General features: G+C 47.1%; 15 protein-coding genes. 7 read left to right on the top strand and 8 right to left on the bottom strand.

The features are described 5' to 3' along the window. Window positions 1-113: 113 nt before the first annotated feature. Window positions 114-1,934 (bottom strand): vWA domain-containing protein, encoded by a 1,821-nt coding sequence (locus AAHN97_RS21790; protein WP_343304205.1) that lies wholly within the window; start codon window positions 1,932-1,934, stop codon window positions 114-116. A gap of 81 nt (window positions 1,935-2,015) precedes the next feature. Between AAHN97_RS21790 and AAHN97_RS21785 the strand changes: the two genes are divergently transcribed. Beyond that, window positions 2,016-3,107, top strand: a complete 1,092-nt coding sequence (locus AAHN97_RS21785; protein WP_343304204.1) for an anhydro-N-acetylmuramic acid kinase — start codon at window positions 2,016-2,018, stop codon at window positions 3,105-3,107. Here AAHN97_RS21785 and ade read toward each other — a convergent pair. Then, a complete protein-coding gene (gene ade / locus AAHN97_RS21780; RefSeq protein ID WP_343304203.1) occupies window positions 3,104-4,744 on the bottom strand; it encodes an adenine deaminase in 1,641 nt (546 codons plus the stop codon). The two genes, AAHN97_RS21785 and ade, sit on opposite strands and share 4 nt — an antisense overlap. A gap of 95 nt (window positions 4,745-4,839) precedes the next feature. On the opposite strand from ade, the gene AAHN97_RS21775 reads away from it, so the two are divergent. After that, the gene (locus AAHN97_RS21775) at window positions 4,840-5,562 is read left to right on the top strand and encodes a hypothetical protein (protein WP_343304202.1); all 723 of its coding nucleotides are present in this window, start codon (window positions 4,840-4,842) and stop codon (window positions 5,560-5,562) included. A 47-nt stretch (window positions 5,563-5,609) separates the two neighbouring features. Here the strand turns inward: AAHN97_RS21775 and AAHN97_RS21770 are convergent, their stop codons facing one another. After that, a complete protein-coding gene (locus tag AAHN97_RS21770; protein WP_074242191.1) occupies window positions 5,610-6,614 on the bottom strand; it encodes a helix-turn-helix transcriptional regulator in 1,005 nt (334 codons plus the stop codon). Between the two features lie 111 nt (window positions 6,615-6,725). Here AAHN97_RS21770 and AAHN97_RS21765 point away from each other — a divergent pair, with 111 nt between their 5' ends. Together AAHN97_RS21765 and AAHN97_RS21760 are read left to right on the top strand one after the other, a co-directional pair. Then, a complete protein-coding gene (locus AAHN97_RS21765; protein WP_343304201.1) occupies window positions 6,726-7,316 on the top strand; it encodes a hypothetical protein in 591 nt (196 codons plus the stop codon). A 163-nt stretch (window positions 7,317-7,479) separates the two neighbouring features. Then, window positions 7,480-8,115, top strand: coding sequence for a peroxiredoxin (locus tag AAHN97_RS21760; RefSeq protein ID WP_343304200.1), 636 nt, complete (start codon window positions 7,480-7,482; stop codon window positions 8,113-8,115). Window positions 8,116-8,383: 268 nt separating this feature from the next. Here AAHN97_RS21760 and AAHN97_RS21755 read toward each other — a convergent pair whose 3' ends face one another. The 4 genes from AAHN97_RS21755 to rlmN form a co-directional block, all read right to left on the bottom strand. Beyond that, window positions 8,384-9,946, bottom strand: a complete 1,563-nt coding sequence (locus AAHN97_RS21755) for a S41 family peptidase (protein ID WP_343304199.1) — start codon at window positions 9,944-9,946, stop codon at window positions 8,384-8,386. A gap of 216 nt (window positions 9,947-10,162) precedes the next feature. Further along, window positions 10,163-10,885: an RluA family pseudouridine synthase gene (locus tag AAHN97_RS21750; RefSeq protein ID WP_343304198.1), complete on the bottom strand. Its 723-nt coding sequence runs from the start codon at window positions 10,883-10,885 to the stop codon at window positions 10,163-10,165. 48 nt (window positions 10,886-10,933) lie between these two features. Further along, complete coding sequence (locus tag AAHN97_RS21745; protein WP_343304197.1) at window positions 10,934-12,583, bottom strand: pseudouridine synthase; 1,650 nt, start codon at window positions 12,581-12,583, stop codon at window positions 10,934-10,936. A 42-nt stretch (window positions 12,584-12,625) separates the two neighbouring features. Next, entirely contained in the window at window positions 12,626-13,663 is a 1,038-nt protein-coding gene (gene rlmN / locus AAHN97_RS21740; RefSeq protein WP_343304196.1) for a 23S rRNA (adenine(2503)-C(2))-methyltransferase RlmN, read from the bottom strand. Between the two features lie 101 nt (window positions 13,664-13,764). Between rlmN and AAHN97_RS21735 the strand changes: the two genes are divergently transcribed. After that, a complete protein-coding gene (locus AAHN97_RS21735) occupies window positions 13,765-14,964 on the top strand; it encodes a thiolase family protein (protein WP_343304195.1) in 1,200 nt (399 codons plus the stop codon). 1 nt (window position 14,965) lies between these two features. Then, on the top strand, window positions 14,966-15,868 hold the full coding sequence (locus tag AAHN97_RS21730; protein WP_343304194.1) for a DMT family transporter: 903 nt from the start codon (window positions 14,966-14,968) through the stop codon (window positions 15,866-15,868). Between the two features lie 41 nt (window positions 15,869-15,909). On the opposite strand, the gene AAHN97_RS21725 is transcribed toward AAHN97_RS21730, so the two are convergent. Further along, on the bottom strand, window positions 15,910-16,491 hold the full coding sequence (locus tag AAHN97_RS21725; RefSeq protein ID WP_074243196.1) for an RNA polymerase sigma factor: 582 nt from the start codon (window positions 16,489-16,491) through the stop codon (window positions 15,910-15,912). A 269-nt stretch (window positions 16,492-16,760) separates the two neighbouring features. On the opposite strand from AAHN97_RS21725, the gene uvrA reads away from it, so the two are divergent. Further along, window positions 16,761-19,565: an excinuclease ABC subunit UvrA gene (gene uvrA, locus AAHN97_RS21720; protein WP_343304193.1), complete on the top strand. Its 2,805-nt coding sequence runs from the start codon at window positions 16,761-16,763 to the stop codon at window positions 19,563-19,565. Window positions 19,566-19,606: the final 41 nt, after the last annotated feature.

Raw genomic sequence — 19,606 nt, 5'->3', positions numbered from 1 at the left:
CTTGAATTAGATAAGTTTCTGGCTGCCGGACGGGCAAGAGATCAGCAGGATTTCTAACCAGTCTGGCAGCCAGTACTTTGGGCATTGCTAAAGTACCCTGTTGCAGCAACAAACTACCTGGTAGCCACAGACTCCTGGAGCAACTGCGCCTTTTTCAGCAGCTGGATATATTCCGCCCTATATCCCTCAGGATCTGTACCCCTCGCACCATTCGCCAGTTTCAATGCGGACTCGTAAGTGGAAGCGCCTTTATAAGGGCTGCTCCTCAATAACATCCCAAATTGCGCCACAGATGCTGCAAGCCTGAAATCCTCCGGCGCATTGTCTATACTCTTAGCACCCGGCAGCAACACTTTCTCCAGTAATTTACTCTTCTCACCATCCGGTTCTTTGTACCGCATTTTAACCGTCAGCAACTCATTACTGGATGATTTATACGTCACAGGAACAGGGTTCTGGTATTTCAGCGGGTCCACGGAACCTTCCCTGGCTCCTACCGGCACTAATTCATACAAGGCAGTCACCGTATGCCCTGAACCCATATCGCCTGCATCTTTTTTGTCATCATTAAAATCCTCATCATTCAGCAAACGGTTCTCATATCCCACTAAACGGTACGACTGCACGAATTTGGGGTTGAATTCTACCTGCAGTTTCACATCCTTCGCAATCGTGAAGAGTGTGCCGCCGAACTCCGTAACAAATGTCCGGCGGGCCTCTTCAAAATTGTCTATATAAGCATAGTTTCCGTTTCCTTTATCTGCAAGGGTTTCAAGGCGGTTGTCTTTATAGTTGCCCATGCCAAACCCAAGCACGGACAATGAAATACCTTTTTCTCTTTCTCTCTCTATCAGGTCCTGCAGATCTTCTTCACTGGAGAGCCCCACATTGAAATCCCCGTCAGTAGCCAGGATCACCCGGTTATTTCCTTTTTTAATGAAATGATCTGCAGCTGTTCTGTAGGCAAGTTTAATACCTGCGCCACCTGCTGTGGATCCTCCTGCGGAAAGATTTTCCAGCGCATCAATGATCTTCGTCTTTTCTTTTCCGGAAGTAGAAGGCAGTACCAGTCCTGCTGCGCCTGCGTATACCACAATCGCTACGCGGTCTTCATCCCTTAACTGCTGCACCAATGCTTTAAACGCTTGTTTCACCAATGGCAGCCTGTTGGGAGGGGACATGGAACCGGAAACATCCAGCAGGAATACCAGGTTGGAAGGAGGTAATTTATCAGTAGGGATCTTCTTCCCCTGTAAGCCAATGCGCGCCAGCTGATGCTCCTTATTCCAGGGGCAGATAGCAAGGTCCGCATATATGGCTACAGGATCAGTATTCACAGGTGCAGGGTAATTATAGTCGAAATAATTGATCAGTTCTTCAATGCGTACAGCATTGGGTTTGAGCAGTTGGCCGCCATTGAGATTGGTTCTCACAAGAGAATAACTGGCCCGGTCTACATCTGCAGAAAACGTGCTCAGCGGGCTTTTGGTCGTATTCAGGAAGCCATTCTCACGGATGCCTTTGAATTCGTTGGTGTTTTCATAATCCATGGTGGGGGCATAGCCATAATTAGCAACAGCTCCGGTTACGGATTTTTTATGCACCGTACCATACCCGGTCACGACTACCTCCTGCAATGCCTGCTGGCTTGGGCTCAGGAATATCACACATGTAGAATCTTTGGCCGTGAATTGCTTCTCAACGAACTGATAACCCACAAATTGCACCATAAGGGTGAAAGGCCCTTTGGGGCGGGCAATAGTAAAACGCCCGTCAGAAGCGGTGGTAGTACCAGTTCTGGTTCCTTTTATAAATACGCTAACACCCGGTATCGGTTGGCTATTTGCTTTGTCCATTACAACCCCTTTAAAGGTTTGCCCAATGGCAGCAACGGAAATAATGGTGCACAGGATCAGAAAACAATACTTTTTCATAATTATGAGGTTTGATTCCGGGATTATGATGCAGAGAGGGGTGGGTATTCCATAAATTTTATCTTTGCAAAAATTTTAAGCATGGTTTATAGCGTTATAGGGTTAATGTCAGGCAGTTCGCTGGACGGGTTGGATATAGCTTTTGTGGAACTGAGCGAGGTTCGCGGCCAATGGTCGTATACCATCCATGTGGCAGAATGCCTGGCTTACAGCCCCCAATGGGTAGCTGACCTGAAAGGAGCCGTAACGTTAAATGCCCGGGATTATCAACTGCTGCACAGCGCCTATGGCCATTATACCGGCCAGCAGGTAAAAGATTTCATTTTCAGGAACAACCTGGAACACAGGGTCCATTTTATAGCCTCTCACGGGCACACCACTTTCCATATGCCGGAACAACGCATGACGGCTCAATTGGGAGATGGCGCAGCCATTGCAGCAGTGACCGGTTTGCCGGTGATCAGCGATCTCAGGGCTATGGACGTAGCTTTGGGAGGCCAAGGCGCTCCCATTGTTCCGATCGGCGAAAAATTATTATTCCCCGGGTACGATTATTGGCTTAACCTGGGCGGCATTGCCAACCTCTCCGCAAAAAATGGCGAAACATTCCATGCCTTTGATGTTTGTCCCGCCAACCGGGTACTGGATGCACTGGCAGCTGCATTGGGTAAAATGTATGATGAAAATGGAACCCTCGCATCCGGCGGGGTGATAGATAAAACATTACTGGATGCATTAAACAGCCAGTCTTATTACAGCCAGGCCTTCCCTAAATCCCTCGCCAATGATTTTGGTACGGATCTACTGTTGCCTTTGATCCATAAACATACTTTATCCGTTCAGGGTAAACTCCGCACCTATGTAGCCCATATTGCCACGCAGATCAGGCAATCGCTGGAAGCTGTTTCCCGGGAGGGCACAAATGATAAGAAATTACTCGTAACAGGTGGTGGTGCTTTTAACCAGTTCCTGATCAGTTGCATCCAGGAAGAATTAACACCACTTGGTGTTGCCGTAATGGTGCCGGATGCACAGACAGCTGCATTCAAAGAAGCATTGGTGATGGCATTGATCGGCGCTTTGCGCTGGCAGCAAAAGACCAATGTGCTCAGCTCTGTTACAGGGGCTTCGCGGGATAGTGTGAATGGTACTTTATGGTTAGGAGAAGGTTAAGCCATCACTTCCGTAAAGGAAAAAGTGTCGCCGTTAAATAATCCTTTATCACTGAGTTTTAAATGAGGGATCACCAGCAGGGCCATGAAAGATAAGGTCATGAAAGGTGCATCCAGTGTACTGCCCAGCTTTTTGGCGGCTGCATCCAGTTCGCTGTAACGTTGGGCGGTACGGTATCCGTCTTCTGCACTCATCAACCCTGCTACAGGCAAAGCCAATACTTCCGTGGTTCCATCAGTAGTTACGCAAACCCCGCCTTCACAACGGATCAGTTCATTCACTGCGGTTGCAATGCTTTGATCATCCACGCCCACTACAATGATATTATGACTGTCGTGCGCCACGGTAGAAGCAATGGCGCCTTTCTTTAATCCGAAGTTTTTGATGAAACCCTTTGCCACGGGTGCATCATAATAGCGGTTGATCACGGCTATTTTCAACACATCCTGCCCTGTATCACTTACCAGTAAACCGTTCTGCGGTGCCAGCACTGCATGAATGCAATTGGTGATCAATTGTCCTTCCAGTGCTTCTATTACCTGCACCCGGGTTTCATTGTTTGCAGGTATATGAAAGTCTGCTGCCGTTTTAGGCTGGCAGCTGAATTGATTCACGCGTGCGATAGGAACTGCAGGGATAAGGGTTTTGCCTTGCTGCGCTACAGCCACACCATCGATATATGTTTCCAGTATATTAAACAGCTGCAGGTTATCCACGATAATAAAATCCGCCGGATCACTGATCTGCAGCAGGCCTACAGGCATGTTATAATGTTTTACAGGATTGATGCAGGCAGCCTGAAGAATGTTATACAGGTCGTAACCCTTTGCGAGTGAACGTTTCACCAGTTCATTGATATGCCCGTCCACCAGGTTGTCCGGATGTTTATCATCACTGCAGAACATGATATTTTGCGGATGGGATTGTATCAGGGAGGAGAGTGCTTCGTAATTCCTGGCGGCACTGCCTTCCCGGATGAGGATGTGCATGCCGTACTGCAGTTTGTCCAATGCTTCTTCCAGCGTAAAACATTCATGGTCTGTGCTGATGCCTGCAGCAATATACTTTGCTGCTTCCTCTCCCCGGAGGCCCGGAGCATGGCCATCTACCGGTTTTCCATGTTTTTGGGCCGCGGCTATTTTTGCCATCACCTCCGGGTCTTTATACAACACACCGGGGTAATTCATCATTTCAGAGAGGTAATAGATATCCGGGCGTTGCAGCAACTGGTCTACATCTTCCGCATTCACAGCCGCACCGGCAGTTTCAAAGATCGTGGCAGGAACACAGGAAGGCGCTCCGAAGCAGAATTTGAAACGTACCTGTTTTGCATTGTCCAGCATATATTCTACGCCTTTTACACCCAATACATTTGCAATCTCATGTGGGTCTGAAATAGTGGCCACCGTACCATGGGGAACCGCCAGCCGCGCAAATTCAGAGGGAACAAGCATGGAACTTTCCACATGTACATGCGCATCAATAAAGCCGGGTAATATATACTGTTGGGGTATAGCCGTATCGGTAGGAGCAATACTATGGATGATACCATCCTCTATAGTAACGATCGCTGGAAAGGTCCTTCTGCCGGGGATATCCACCAAATGGCCGGCTACCTGCATTTGTTTCATGGGCATAAAACTCGGAAAAACCGTTAAATTATCCTTAAAAGCTTTTTGCTATGTTCATTTAAGAATACATTTGTAAGCAATAAATCTAAAACTCCTCTATTATGAAACAGTTCCGGATGTTGACCCTGTCTATGCTTCTGGTAGGTGCTGCCGTTGGCGCAAAAGCACAGACACTGGATGAAGTGGTGAACAAACATATTACCGCCATGGGTGGCGAAGCCAAACTAAAAGCCCTCAATTCACAGATCGCAGAAGGAAGCCTGTCTATCCAGGGAATGGACTTTCCGCTGAAAGTGATCAACCTGAATCAAAAAGCCATGCGTATCGAATTCGAAGCAATGGGTACTAAAAACATACAGGTGATCACACCAAAAAGCGGATGGACGTTCATGCCCGTTCAGCAACAGCAGGCCCCTGTAGATTCAGATCCTGCAGACCTCGCAGATGCACAGCGCGATCTGGACCTTACCGGTGAACTGGTGGATTACAAAGCAAAGGGCCATACCGCAGAACTGATCGGTAAAGAAACAATTGACGGGAAGGAATTATTCAAGATCAAACTCACCCGCAAAGATGCTTCCATCTCCAATTATTTTGTAGATCCAAGCAACTGGTACGTGACTAAAAGAACGACCAATAAATCTATACAAGGGCAGGAAATTGAAATCATTGAAAACTTCTCTGACTTCAAAAAATCCGGCGATGGTTATGTATATGCCGCTGCAGTAGAGCAATTACCAATGGGCATGAAGATCAACTATACGAAAGTAGAGATCAATACCCCGGTCGATGAAAAGGTATTTGAAAAACCAGCTGCCCAATAAGCTGCTGTGCAGATATTAAAAAGCCGCCTCGTAAGAAGCGGCTTTTTTTATTGGTATCGTTCCAGCATTTTCTTTGCTTCCGCTTTTAAAGCATCCGCCAGGTGTTTGGGCTCCAGCACTTTTACTCTTGCCCCGTTACTCAGCAGCAGTATCATCAGCTCCTGGTTCACCACCAGTTTTAAACCTACGCGGCATTCCTTTTCGTCATCTTTGAGGATCGTCTGGGAAGGATGGATGGGTTGTGTTTTCACATATTTACCCTGGTGCGGGGTGTAGGATAGTACAATGTCTTCCGGTTCTCCCTCTGTAACAGTGATACCTATCGCATGCTGGAAGTAACTCGCATCATCAAAGTTCTTTTCATCAAAATGTTTATCAGTAGGCCAGAACTTCACAATGCGGTCGAGGGAAAAGGTGAGCACCGTGCCCCCTTTGGCCTTCTGGCTTTTGCCGATCAGGTAAAAGCGGTGGTTGTATTCCCTTAAGTGATAAGGTTCTACCCAGTGTTCTTTAGGTTCTGTACGGTCAAAACTCTGGTAAGCAATGCGGATCACTTCCAGGTTTTTGATGGCATCTACAATCTCAGGAATATGTTCTGCGCCCTGATACTGGCTGCCACGGCTGAATTTGATCAGGCCCCTGTTTTCCAGTTGCTGCCGGTTCATTTTCAGGCTCGCCGCAATCTTCAGGATCGCATCTTCAAAACGCTGTATCACCGGCAGGCTGCGGAATTGCTCCAGTATACCTATCGCAACTTCCAGCCCCTGCAGATCTGCTTCATCAATAGGGCTATTGCTGATAGAGAAATTTTCATCTTCATATTGATAGACCCTTGAACTGCGGTTGTAGATGATCGGCGCAAAATAATTAAGCTCCGCATCATTGCGCATATCCTCTATATCCTTTTGAATAGTACGCACGGCAATGGACTTATCCATCTTGTCAGACACAAAAGTAACGAGGTCGTCCAGGCTGGGTTTAGGCAGGCGCTTATTGCGTAAACGTTCATCTATCCATCGATAACGGGAAAGGGCATCTTTATTCTTAGGCATGCATTCCGGGTTTTTTCGGAGGTAAAAGTATAACAATTTCGGTACGCACATCCCTTGCGCACAGCCCTAATATTTTTGTATCGTTATTAAACCAGTCAAAAACGATCAATCATGAAAAAGCTATCCTTACATACTACACAGGTCCAGGAAGCAACGGCCATAAAAGTAGGCCAGATCATCCTTGACGACTCTCATTACCTCACCTGCTGGGGTTACCTGGAAACCGAAACCGGCTGGCGCAAATGCGATTTTGTGACCAGCTACGATGTCCTGAATACCATGATCAGGGCTATTGAAGACAAAAGCGAAGCCGTTCAGATGGCCATTGTACAAAAGCTGGAAACCATGCAGCAGGTACCGGAGATCATTGATTTTGAAGCCCAGCTGGGAGAACCCGTATTATTCGACAACCTGCTCTTTCACCTGGCCCGCCCTGAATTTGTACAGGAAGAGGAATGGATGGAATACGCCAATAACAGCTGTTATTTTATCCGCAAAGCAGAACACTGCTCCAAAACGGAAGCCTATAACCGAAGTGTGGACAAATGCATACATGCCCTTGTAAAGAACTACGAGCTCTACCTGGGGTACCTGGAGCTGGAATTTGATGAGCCCAGCGCCCGCCAACAGGCTGATCTTGAGGACGATATGAAGTATAGCCTGGCCTATTATGCCTGGAAACAGGGTGGAAATGCCCATTAAGGTTTTATAGCCCCAAACCGGCCGCATCCATTAAACAATTGTTAACTTATTCTGAATTCCACCCCTTTAGAACCCAACACCACAAAGATTCTAAGAAAAAAATCCTTAAAGTCTATAATATTTGTAGGAAATCAGTATTTTTGAATCTATTAAAAGGTGTATTATGAGTTTAAGGCTAGGGGACATTGCTCCCAATTTTAAGGCGAAATCGACAGTAGGAGAGATAGATCTGTACGAATACCTGGGTGACAGCTGGGGCGTGTTATTTTCACATCCTGCTGATTTTACACCCGTTTGTACAACAGAACTTGGCAAAACAGCCTTATTGAACGGCGAATTTGCCAAACGTAACGTAAAAGTGCTGGCCCTCAGCGTGGATCCACTGGATAAACACAAGAACTGGATCAGCGATATCAACGAAACACAAGGTTGCGAGGTGGCTTTCCCCATCATCGCTGATGAAGATAGAACCGTTTCCAACCTGTATGACATGATCCACCCGAATGCCTCAGAAACATTCACCGTGCGTTCACTGTTCATCATTGGTCCGGATAAGAAAGTGAAACTCATGATCACCTACCCTGCTTCTACCGGAAGAAATTTCACAGAAGTATTACGCGTGATCGATTCGCTGCAGCTGACTGCTAACTACAGTGTGGCTACACCGGCAGACTGGAAAGAAGGAGAAGATGTGATTGTTGTACCCGCCGTGAAAACGGAAGATATTCCGGCCAAATTCCCGAAAGGTCACAAGATCATCAAGCCTTATCTCAGAACAACGCCACAGCCTAACAAGTAAGGAACGTTTGTTTATGAAAAAGCTGGTTCGCATCATATTACAATGGTTACAACCTTCTGCAAAGAAGGTCAACATATTAAAGGAAGAAAAAGACCGGCAACACAAGTGGTTGCAGGGATATTATTCCTGATCGTTTTTTTTAATGGTTGGTTTTTGATTTTACGAAACGGGGATTTTTCCCCGTTTTTATTTTTTATACCAACGTGTAAAAAAAAATGCCGCAAACCCAAGGGCCTGCAGCATTGCATATAGGTTAGATGTAAGGATCTTATTTCAGATTGATGCGTTCTTCCACCATCCCGTTAAACCCGCCATCACCCACATTTTGTATAGTCAATGAACTGGCATTTGTTACTCTTCCATTGATGGTCATCAAGCGGTCGTCTGTTGTGCGGCCACCCGCACCGGTATTGATAAAGGCCAGCGCTTTGAATAACCCGTTTTCTTCTACATCTCCAAAGTCACGCAGCACATCATCTGTAGAAGAGATGTCCACAGGGAAACCTGCATAGTATTCGCCCTCGTCTTTTGCATTCACACTGGTGAACTGGCTCATATATACAGTGAACTTATCAATGCCAATACCAAAGAAGCCAACGGGTTTACCATAAGTAGTGGCGGATCCCACTATTTTCACCGTCATCTGATTTGGATAGGCTTTCAGGCTATTGATCGTTAATTCACTGGCAGAGGCTGTATTGCCACTTACAATGAATACTACGTTCTTGATGGTGCCAAGGTTTCCTTTTTTGCTGAACTTGTAAGTATTGCCGGCAGTGGAATAATCCACGTCTGCATACGTGAGCAATCTGCCGCCGCTGCCTGTTCTTTGTTTGCCATCAGCACCCAGTAAAGGAATGGAAGCCAGTATGGGGGCTTTATTGGTTTGCAGCAGGGTGTTGAATGTTTCTTTATACATCACCTGACCGGTAAGACTGGCAGGTGCGATCAGGTTAGCCAGGTATTCAAAAGTAGCCACATAACCACCTCCGTTATACCGGAGGTCTATCACCAGGTTGTTTACGCCCGCTGCTGAAAAATCCTGGAATGCTTTATCCAGTCCGGGTTGTACGTTCGATAACTGGGAAAAGCGCGCCAGGTTTAAATAGCCGGTAATGTTAGTGCCATTGGCTGGTAATACTTTATAGATAACAGGATCGTTCGTATAAGTGCCTTTGGTAAGGTTGGCAGTGAAAGTGCCAACTGCCGGGGCTGCCCTTTGTAGCGTGAGGCTCATATTGCCTCCTGCATCCAGGGTACTGTTGAGTGTAGAAGCATTTGTGCTTACAGGGGCACCATTCATGGTAATGATCCTGCATCCTCTTGTTATACCGGCTGTTGCTGCAGAAGAACCTTTTTCCACATAACGTACATATACATACCTAAGACTGGTACTGGCGTCTGTAACAATTACCAGCCCTAATCCAAAATCGTTCCCCTGGCCATCCAGGTCTACAGTTCCTTTGATGCCCTGCGCCGCATTACCTTTTTCAATAAAAGAGTATTTTGGACGATTGCTGCCTGTGTACTCGTAAGGCTTTGAGGTCTTAGGATTGACCTTATACTGGGAGATCTGGTACAACTCTGCTTCCAGGCTGCTCTGATCATCTGTACCGGCAAAACCGCGGGGATTGAAGGTATTGTAATCCGGCAGTGCGTCATACCAGAGATACGTTTCCTTTGCGTATAAATATAAAGAATCAAGACTCAATTGAAGACGTGTACCCGTAGGTGGATTGGGAGTAGGGGTATCTTTCTTAGAATCCTTTTTACAGGCTGATGAAGCAGCCGCTACCATCACACAGAGGGCGGCAATCCGGAGCTTTCTCATATATTTTAAACGGTTTACTTTGAAAAGTTACGTTAAATCAATCAAAATTATCATGAAGTCTGGACGAGTGCCTTAAAAGAAACGATGAACCGGCTATAGTATTGTTAGACCGCCTTCGTTTTCAATAGTTTAACACCGGTAATATTTACGTAAAATCAACCGGGGCGGTTGCTTTTGAGGATAATAGTGCGCTGCAGGTCTGCAGCGCCGGGGGTATTATTTCTTATGTTTCCGCAATTGTTGTAAAACTGCGTGCATATCTTTTGGTAATGGGGCTTCCAGGGCTATTAACTCCCCTTTCTCATCCGTGAATTTCAACTGAAAGGCATGTAAAGCAAGCCGGCTCAGCAATGGTCTTTCTTCTTCTGTATTTTTGCCCAGTTTGAACTTCTTCTTAATGTCTGAGAGCAGTACCGGTTTTTTAATGCCATACAGTTCATCAACAACAATAGGATGCCCAAGGTGCTTCATGTGTACCCTGATCTGATGGGTACGGCCGGTATGGATGCGCATCTTCACCAGGCTGAACAATCCGAATGCTTCCTGTACTTCATAATCTGTTAAGGAAGGTCTGCCTTTGGCATTGGTCACCATCTTTCCCTTTTGTACAGGGTGATCCATGATAGGTGCATTCACACTGCCTTTAGGTTCTGGCAGCTCCCCATTCACCAGCCCCAGGTAATACTTCTCCACATCCCTTGATTCAAAAAGTTTAGAGAGGTATTTATGAGCGGCTTCATGTTTGGCAAAAAGGATCAGCCCGCTGGTATCCCTGTCCAGCCGGTGCACGGTAAATATCTGGCCGTAATGTTTTTTGAGAAGGGTAGAAACGGCTTCGAGCTCATTATCATGCCTGTCCGGAATACTTAACAGGCCGGAGGGTTTATTGATCGCTACAATATCCTCATTCTCGAATATAACCAGGGAATCTATGCGCATGAGAGAAAGATCATGAACGGGGAACGCATGCTCCCCGTTCAATATTTTTTATTTAAAGTGTTTGAGTAAGATCACTTCTTTTTCAGACAGGAAGCGCCATTTGCCACGGTTCACATTCTTCTTGGTCAAACCGGCATACATTACTCTGTCCAGCTTTTCCACCTGGTAGCCCAGGTGTTCAAAGATACGGCGCACGATACGGTTTTTACCGCTGTGGATCTCAATGCCGATCTGCTTTTTATCCTTGGTGTCCACAAATGCGAGGGCATCAACAAGCGCCAGCCCATCTTCCAGCGTAACGCCTGCAATGATCTGATCAAAGTCTGCCCGGGTCAGTGGCTTATCCAGTTCTACGTGGTAGATCTTTTTGATGTTGTGTTTGGGATGCGCCAGTTTTTGTGCCAGTTCACCATCATTCGTCAGTAATAAAAGACCAGAAGTATTACGGTCCAGGCGGCCTACGGGGAACAATCTTTCTTCTGCAGCATCTGTTACCAGTTCCATAACAGTCTGACGGCCTTCCGGATCATCTGTAGTGGTGATGTAACCTTTCGGTTTGTTCAGCAACACGTACACGAGGTTCTTTTGAATGAAGATGCGTTTGTCCTTCAGGGTTACCACATCTTTGGCGGTTACCTTGAATGCAGGTTCTTCTATCTTCTGGCCGTTTACGGTTACGAGGCCTTCTTTGATAAAATCAACGGCTTTGCGACGGCTGCAGATACCGCAGTGGGAGATGTATTTGTTCAGGGGCATTTCATTGCCGCCTTCTTCATCTGCCGTATTATTTTCTAAGGCAACACGTTTGCGGGTGCTTTTTTCTTTTTCAGGAGCAGCTGTGCGGGGAGCTCTTTTAGGACTGCTTTCTCCATCGCCTGAATTCCTTTTCGGACGGGATTCACCGTCTTCTTTGGAAAAGCTTCTTTTGGGCCTGTCTTCGTCTTTGTCGAAACTTCTTTTCGGTCGGTCTTCATTATCGCCAAAGCTCCTTTTCGGCCTGTCATCATCTTTGCTGAAACGTCCTTTTGGTTTATCGTCACCAAAGCTCCTTTTCGGTCTGTCGTCATCCTTGCTGAAACGTCCTTTTGGTTTATCGTCACCAAAACTTCTCTTCGGCCTGTCGTCATCTTTGCTGAAACGTCCTTTTGGTTTATCATCACCAAAACTTCTCTTTGGCCTGTCGTCATCTTTGCTGAAACGCCCTTTTGGTTTATCATCACCAAAACTTCTCTTCGGCCTGTCATCATCTTTGCTGAAACGTCCTTTTGGTTTATCGTCACCAAAGCTTCTCTTCGGCCTGTCATCATCTTTGCTGAAACGCCCTTTAGGTTTATCGTCACCGAAACTTCTTTTCGGTCTGTCATCGTCTTTGCTGAAACGTGGTTTATCTCCGAAACTCCTTTTCGGTTTATCATCATCTTTGCTGAAACGTCCTTTGGGTCTGTCGTTGTCAAACCTGTCAGTTCCGCCTGTTCTCTTCGGAGCGTCACTGTCTTTACGGAAACGTCCCTGATCACCATCTCCAAAACTTCTCTTCGGCTTTTCGCTCCTGTCGTTCTCACGGTAGCTTTTAAAGGAACCTTTCTCCTCTCCATCGCGCTTTGGGCGGCGATCTGAAGATGGCCTGTCTGTAGGTTTGCTGCGTGAATTTTCTTTGAAAGGTGTGAACCCTTTTTTAGCGGGTCTGCTTTTTTTCATGCTGTATAATTATAGTTGCTGCATTCCTGCAGTAAAATGTTTCTATGCTTTATTAGCCAGTTGTCCGCATGCCGCATCAATATCTTTCCCGCGGCTCCTGCGCAAACGAGCGTTCACTTTATGTTTGCCGAGATACTCCATAAACGCTTCCGTAGCTTCCTCTGAAGGTTTCTGGAACCTGGCTCCATCGATCGGATTGTATTCAATAATGTTGATCAGGTCCACCGGCACCTGGCGGTAGATCTTGATCAGTTCTTCTGCATCTTTCACGGTATCATTGAAATCCTTGAAAAGGATGTATTCAAAGGAGATCTCGTTCCCTGTGGCTTTATAGAAGTAGTTCAACTCCTCTACCAACACCTTCAGGTTATTGGTTTCATTGATCGGCATGATCTGCGTACGTTTCTGATCATTCGCTGCGTGGAGCGATAATGCCAGGTTAAAACGCACTTTATCTTCCCCTAACTGATGGATCATTTTGGCCACACCTGCCGTGGAAACCGTGATCCGTTTAGGGCTCATAGCCAGGCCTTCCGGAGAAGTGATCCTTTCAATGGAATGGAGCACATTTTTGTAATTCAGCAAAGGCTCGCCCATGCCCATGAACACGATATTGGTCAGCTTTTTACCGGAAGTTTCAATGGCTTGTTTGTTGATCAGGGCCACCTGGTCGAATATTTCATCAAAATCCAGGTTCCTTTTGCGGTCCATAAACCCTGTGGCGCAGAATTTACAGCTAAGACTGCAACCCACCTGGGAAGATACACAGGCAGTCTGCCGGGTAGAGGTAGGGATCAGCACTCCTTCCACAAAATGGCCATCATGCAGTTTGAACCTGCTTTTGATGGTACCGTCCGAGCTATGCTGGGTGGCATCCACCTTGATGGCCGGGAAAGTGAAGTTTTCTTCCAGAGAGGCGCGCAGCGGCTTGCTCAGGTTGGACATTGATTCAAAGTCCCGGGCCTGTTTAAGCCACAGCCATTCGTACACTTGTTTGGCCCGAAAGGGCTTTTCGCCCATGTTCGCAAATACCTCTTGTATCTGTGGCAGGCTCAAATGCCTAATGTTCTGCTTCCTCATCATCCCGCAAAGGTACGTCCATATTTCGGATTTGGGATTGCTGGGTTGAAGGTAATCCCGATTAGTTGCGATAAATTCGCAACTTTAACACTAACCATTACATGCAAGCAGCTTATATAGTAGATGCCGTAAGAACTCCCATAGCCCGCTATGGTGGCGCATTGAGCACTATCCGTCCTGACGATATGCTGGCCCTGATGCTCCGTTCCCTCATGACCCGGAACCCTTCTGTGGACCCTTCTTCCGTAGAAGACGTAATTGCCGGAGCCGCCAACCAGGCCGGAGAGGATAACCGTGATGTGGCCCGTATGGCTGTATTGTTGTCCGGCTTACCCATATCTGTGGCTGGAAACACCGTAAACAGGCTCTGTGCCTCAGGCCTGCAGGCCATTATGGATGCTTCCCGTGCTATAATGTGCGGTGAGGGCGAGGTTTACCTGGCCGGAGGAGTGGAAAGCATGACCCGCGCACCTTTGGTGATGCCTAAACCGGATGCTGCCTTTAGCCGCAAAACGGAAATGTATGATTCCACCATCGGCTGGCGCTTTACCAATAAGAAACTGGCGGACCTCTATTATCCCTTTTCCATGGGCGAAACGGCAGAAAATGTAGCCCGGGAATGGAAGATCAGCCGGGAAGACCAGGACCTGTTTGCCTTTGAAAGCCAGCGGAAATACAAAGAAGCCCACCTGGCGGGCCGCTGGAACGATGAGATCATCCCCGTGGAGATCACGCCCAACAAAGAAGACAAGGTGATCTTCTCCAAAGATGAGCCTCCACGTGAAACATATCTGGAAAAACTGGCCGCCCTGCGCCCTGCTTTTATGAAAGACGGAACCGTTACGGCCGGTAACTCTGCCGGCATTAACGATGGTGCTTCTGCCGTAATGATTGTTTCGGAAAGTGCCCTCAAACGGTTCAATCTGCAACCTATTGCCATGATCAAATCCATGGCCGTTGCCGGAGTAGACCCTGCTTTTATGGGTATCGGCCCTGTGCCTTCTTCCCAAAAAGCCCTCCAGCGTGCTGGGTTAAAAGCCAGCGACCTGGATATCATTGAATTAAACGAAGCCTTTGCTTCCCAGTCATTAGCCTGTATCCGTGACCTTGGTCTGGACCCTCAGAAGATCAACTTCAATGGCGGATCCATTGCCATTGGCCATCCGCTGGGTTGTAGCGGAGCGCGCATCACTACTACGCTCATGCATGAAATGAAACGCCGTTCCGGAGTGAAATACGGATTGGCCACCATGTGTGTGGGTGTTGGCCAGGGAGCCGCGATCGTTTTTGAAAAAATGTAAATTGAAAAAGTCCAACTACATTATAGGCTTCACCCTGGCCATTGCAGGAGCTTTCCTGTTTTCCGCCAAGGCCATATACGTGAAGCTTGTTTACCGTACGGAAGCCATAGACGCCATCTCCATGCTGGCGCTCAGGATGTTATTCTCCATCCCTTTTTACATTATCACGGCATGGGTACTGTCCCGCCGGGAGGGAAATGTAAAACTCACGCCACGCCAGTGGGGCTTTATTGCCTTGCTGGGATTCCTGGGTTATTACATCAGCAGTTTATTGGATTTCATGGGGCTGGCCTACATTTCAGCCGGCCTGGAAAGACTGATCCTTTTCCTTTATCCCACTTTTGCCTTGCTCATCGGGGCAACAGCATTCAGGCAGAAAGTTAGCCGCACACAATGGATGGCGCTGCTATTGGCTTATCTGGGGATGATGGTGGCCTTTGTTGCAGACATACAATTACAAGCAGGGAATGATGTGATCATTGGGAGTCTGCTGATCCTGGGTTGTGCTGTTACCTATGCTTTTTATATTGTAGGCGGGGGGCAGATCATTCCCAAGGTAGGATCCATGAAGTTCACGGCGTATGCCCTGATTTTTGCAACGCTGGGCATTTTTGCCCAATATCTGGTAACACATGGCACAGAAGTGCGGCATTTTTCCAGCCATACTTACTGGCTTTGTTTCCAGATGGCAATCGTTTCCACCGTATTACCCACCTTCATGATGAGTGAAGGTATCCGCAGGATCGGTTCCGGGAATACTGCTATCATTACCAGCATCGGACCGGTATCTACAATTTTGCTCGCTTATATTTTTCTGGATGAACCGGTTACCTGGCTGCAATTGGCAGGTACGGCATTGGTATTGGCAGGAGTGCTGATGATCAGCAAAAAAAACGAGCGGTAGACATTACATCCCACCGCCCGTTCATGGCAAGCAAAAAAAGGTTACAAACAAATCTGCTTCTCCGTCATCATCTTCCGGAGATTGATCAGGCCATAACGCATACGGCCCAATGCAGTATTGATGCTCACTTGCGTGAGGTCAGCAATCTCTTTAAAACTCAGTTCCGCATAGTGGCGAAGGATGATCACTTCCCTTTGCTCTTCCGGTAACAGGTCCAGCATACGCCGAACGCTGTCATGGCTTTGACGGGTCATCATCACTTCTTCCGCACTGGGCTCACTAAATCCAAGTACATTAAAAATGTCCTTGTCGTCACTGGTTTTTATCAGCGGTGTTCGTTTGATTTTTCTGAAGTGGTCCACACACAGGTTATGCGCGATGCGCATGGCCCATGGTAAGAATTTACCTTTCTCCGTATAACGATCGCCGCGAATAGTGTCGATAATTTTTATGAAGGTATCCTGGAAGATATCCTCAGCTAAAAATGCATCTTTAACGAGCAATACGATGGAGGTGTAAAGTTTGTCTTTATGACGGTATACCAGTTCTTCCAGGGCTGTAGAATGCCCTTTCTTAAACAGTGTGATCAGTTGTTCGTCATTCAATTTGTACATTACTTGCATAAACATCTACCAATAGCGGTTAGTAAATAATACGGACTTTTAAGCCAGTAGGTTGTTTGATAGAGTAGAGTTTATGCGATAATGTGCTGTTTTTAGTTATGAATGCTGGCCGGGCGGTTAGGTATAAGTATACCGGTTATTGCAAATATAAAGGAATAGTTCAATAAAACAACCCGCCAGAAAAAATTGGTATTAAAGATGTACGTAAGACGGCCCCTTCCGGATTTGGGTGTCCGTTTCAGCTTCCGAATCCTTAAATTTGTAACCTTATGTGCGCAAAAGTAAAAACGAAGGAAGTAACCGTTGAACGTGAACCAGTTAGCTCTCCGGACCATATCTTTATCAAAGGGGCCCGGGTGCATAATCTTAAGAATGTCAGCGTTTCAATACCCAGAAATAAATTGGTAGTGGTAACCGGGGTCAGCGGCTCCGGAAAATCCAGCCTTACCATGGATACCCTGTATGCCGAGGGCCAAAGAAGGTATGCGGAAAGCCTCAGCGCCTACGCCCGCCAGTTCCTCATGCGGATGAACAAACCGGATGTGGATTACATCAAAGGGATCTGCCCGGCCATCGCCATTGAACAAAAGGTGATCACCAGAACCCCCCGCTCCACAGTAGGTTCCATGACAGAACTGTACGACTACCTCCGCCTGCTCTTTTCCCGTGCAGGCAAAACCTATTCCCCCGTTTCCGGGGAACTGGTGAAAAAACACGAGGTGGCGGACGTGGTGGACTATATCTCCAAACTCAAAACCGGCAGTAAAGTCCAGATCCTGGTCCCCTTCCGCCAGCACGCCAACCGTAAAGTGCCGGAAGAACTGAACATTCTCATGCAGAAAGGTTTTTCCCGCCTGTATACTAATGGGGAGCTGGTACGTATCGAAGAACTCCAGGAGCAGAAAAACCCTAAGATCCCCGCTTCCGCCTACGTGTTGATAGACCGTATTGTGGTAAAGGATTTTGAGGAAGATGATAAACACAGAATCGCGGATTCCATCCAAACCGCTTTCTACGAAGGTGAAGGAGATTGCCACCTGGAAGTGGATGGAAAAATAAAACAACATTTCTCCAACCGCTTTGAGCTGGATGGTATCCAGTTCGAAGAACCCGTTCCGAACTTATTCTCTTTTAATAATCCATTCGGCGCATGCCCCAGCTGTGAAGGCTTTGGGCAGGTGTTAGGAATTGATGCAGACCTGGTAATGCCCGATAAACGTCTCAGTGTTTTTGAAGGTGCCATTGCTCCCTGGCGTGGAGAAAAAATGGGTGAATACAAGGATGCCCTTGTGAAAGCCGCCCGTAAGTTCAGCTTCCCCATACACAAACCTATTTCAGACCTCACGGATGAACAGGTTCAATTGCTGTGGGATGGTAATGAACACTTCTCCGGTATCCATGAGTTCTTCAAAATGGTAGAGCAGAACCTCTACAAAGTGCAATACCGCGTAATGCAGGCCCGTTACCGTGGCCGCACAGTTTGCCCTACCTGCAAAGGTGCCCGCTTACGCAAAGAAGCATTGTACGTAAAAGTAGGAGAAGCCAGCATTGCAGACCTGGTAGATATGCCGGTTGAAAAACTGAAAGTATGGTTTGATAAACTGGAACTGAATGAATACCAGCAACAGGTGTCCAAACGGATCATGATAGAAGTGAACCACCGCCTGAAAACCCTGCTGGATGTTGGGCTTGGTTACCTCACCCTCAACCGTGTGGCCAACACACTGAGTGGTGGAGAAAGCCAGCGTATACAACTCACCCGCACCTTAGGTAGTAACCTCACCAACTCCTTATACATCCTGGATGAACCCAGTATTGGCTTGCATGCCAGGGATACACACCGCCTCATCAAAGTATTACACGAACTCCGCGATCTTGGTAACACGGTTGTGGTTGTGGAACATGATGAGCAACTGATGGAACAGGCGGATTACATTATAGACATGGGCCCGCTGGCCAGCCATCTTGGGGGTGAAGTGATCTTTGAAGGCACTTATCCTGAAATATTAAAAGACGGCAAAAGCCTTACCGGCAAATACCTCAGCGGTCACTACAGGATTGAACCGCCAGCCAATATCCGTAAATGGAAACGTTCCATTACACTGGAAGGATGCCGCCAGCACAACCTCAAAAACATCGATGTGCAATTTCCGTTGGGGATACTGTGTGTTGTAACCGGCGTATCCGGTTCCGGAAAAACCACGCTGGTAAAACAGATACTCTATCCTGCGCTGATGAAACTGAAAGGTGAATTCACAGACCGTGTGGGCAATCACCGGCTGATGAAAGGAGACCTGGAAGCAGTTACGCAGATAGAAATGATCGATCAGAATCCGATCGGTAAATCATCCCGCTCCAACCCTGTTACTTATATCAAAGCATATGATGAGATCCGTGATCTCTTTGCAAAGCAACCGCTGAGCAAGATGCGCGGCTTCCAGCCTAAACATTTTTCTTTCAACGTAGATGGTGGCAGATGTGATACCTGTAAAGGAGAAGGCGAAGTGATCGTGGAAATGCAGTTCCTGGCAGATGTACACCTTACCTGTGAAACCTGCGGAGGCAAACGTTTCAAAGACGAAGTGCTGGAAGTACAATACAAGGGCAAGAGCATTTATGATATCCTGGAACTGGGGGTAGACGAAGCACTGGAATTCTTCAAAGAGGAGAAAGATGTAGTGAACAGGATCCGTCCCTTAAGTGATGTAGGATTAGGTTATGTAAAACTGGGCCAGTCTTCAGACACATTGAGCGGCGGAGAAGCCCAACGGGTAAAACTGGCTTCTTTCCTCGGCAAAGGAAAAGCACAGGGGCATATCCTCTTCATCTTCGATGAGCCCACTACGGGCCTTCATTTCCATGATATCAAAAAATTGCTGAACTCTTTCAATGCGTTGATTGATCAGGGGCATTCTGTATTAGTGATAGAACACAACCTGGATGTGATCCGCTCTGCGGACTGGGCGATAGACCTTGGACCGGAAGGTGGTGAAGGTGGAGGAAGTTTGTTGTATGCTGGGGTACCGGAGGGGTTGAAGAAAGTGAAAGAGAGTTATACCGGGAAGTTTTTATAAAATATATACATATTAGTTAGAAGCCCGCAATTTGTACAAAT

It is taken from the genome of Chitinophaga niabensis (assembly GCF_039545795.1).
Lineage (GTDB): Bacteria > Bacteroidota > Bacteroidia > Chitinophagales > Chitinophagaceae > Chitinophaga > Chitinophaga niabensis_B.
Note: the sequence above shows the minus strand (reverse complement) of the source record. Positions and strands in the feature narration are given on the sequence as shown.

What these genes read in the sequence shown, in the direction of transcription:
- AAHN97_RS21790 (WP_343304205.1), bottom strand. Translation starts at nt 1,934, where the DNA reads ATGAAAAAGTATTGTTTTCTGATCCTGTGCACCATTATTTCCGTTGCT.
- AAHN97_RS21785 (WP_343304204.1), top strand. Translation starts at nt 2,016, where the DNA reads ATGGTTTATAGCGTTATAGGGTTAATGTCAGGCAGTTCGCTGGACGGG.
- ade (WP_343304203.1), bottom strand. Translation starts at nt 4,744, where the DNA reads ATGCCCATGAAACAAATGCAGGTAGCCGGCCATTTGGTGGATATCCCC.
- AAHN97_RS21775 (WP_343304202.1), top strand. Translation starts at nt 4,840, where the DNA reads ATGAAACAGTTCCGGATGTTGACCCTGTCTATGCTTCTGGTAGGTGCT.
- AAHN97_RS21770 (WP_074242191.1), bottom strand. Translation starts at nt 6,614, where the DNA reads ATGCCTAAGAATAAAGATGCCCTTTCCCGTTATCGATGGATAGATGAA.
- AAHN97_RS21765 (WP_343304201.1), top strand. Translation starts at nt 6,726, where the DNA reads ATGAAAAAGCTATCCTTACATACTACACAGGTCCAGGAAGCAACGGCC.
- AAHN97_RS21760 (WP_343304200.1), top strand. Translation starts at nt 7,480, where the DNA reads ATGAGTTTAAGGCTAGGGGACATTGCTCCCAATTTTAAGGCGAAATCG.
- AAHN97_RS21755 (WP_343304199.1), bottom strand. Translation starts at nt 9,946, where the DNA reads ATGAGAAAGCTCCGGATTGCCGCCCTCTGTGTGATGGTAGCGGCTGCT.
- AAHN97_RS21750 (WP_343304198.1), bottom strand. Translation starts at nt 10,885, where the DNA reads ATGCGCATAGATTCCCTGGTTATATTCGAGAATGAGGATATTGTAGCG.
- AAHN97_RS21745 (WP_343304197.1), bottom strand. Translation starts at nt 12,583, where the DNA reads ATGAAAAAAAGCAGACCCGCTAAAAAAGGGTTCACACCTTTCAAAGAA.
- rlmN (WP_343304196.1), bottom strand. Translation starts at nt 13,663, where the DNA reads ATGAGGAAGCAGAACATTAGGCATTTGAGCCTGCCACAGATACAAGAG.
- AAHN97_RS21735 (WP_343304195.1), top strand. Translation starts at nt 13,765, where the DNA reads ATGCAAGCAGCTTATATAGTAGATGCCGTAAGAACTCCCATAGCCCGC.
- AAHN97_RS21725 (WP_074243196.1), bottom strand. Translation starts at nt 16,491, where the DNA reads ATGCAAGTAATGTACAAATTGAATGACGAACAACTGATCACACTGTTT.
- uvrA (WP_343304193.1), top strand. Translation starts at nt 16,761, where the DNA reads ATGTGCGCAAAAGTAAAAACGAAGGAAGTAACCGTTGAACGTGAACCA.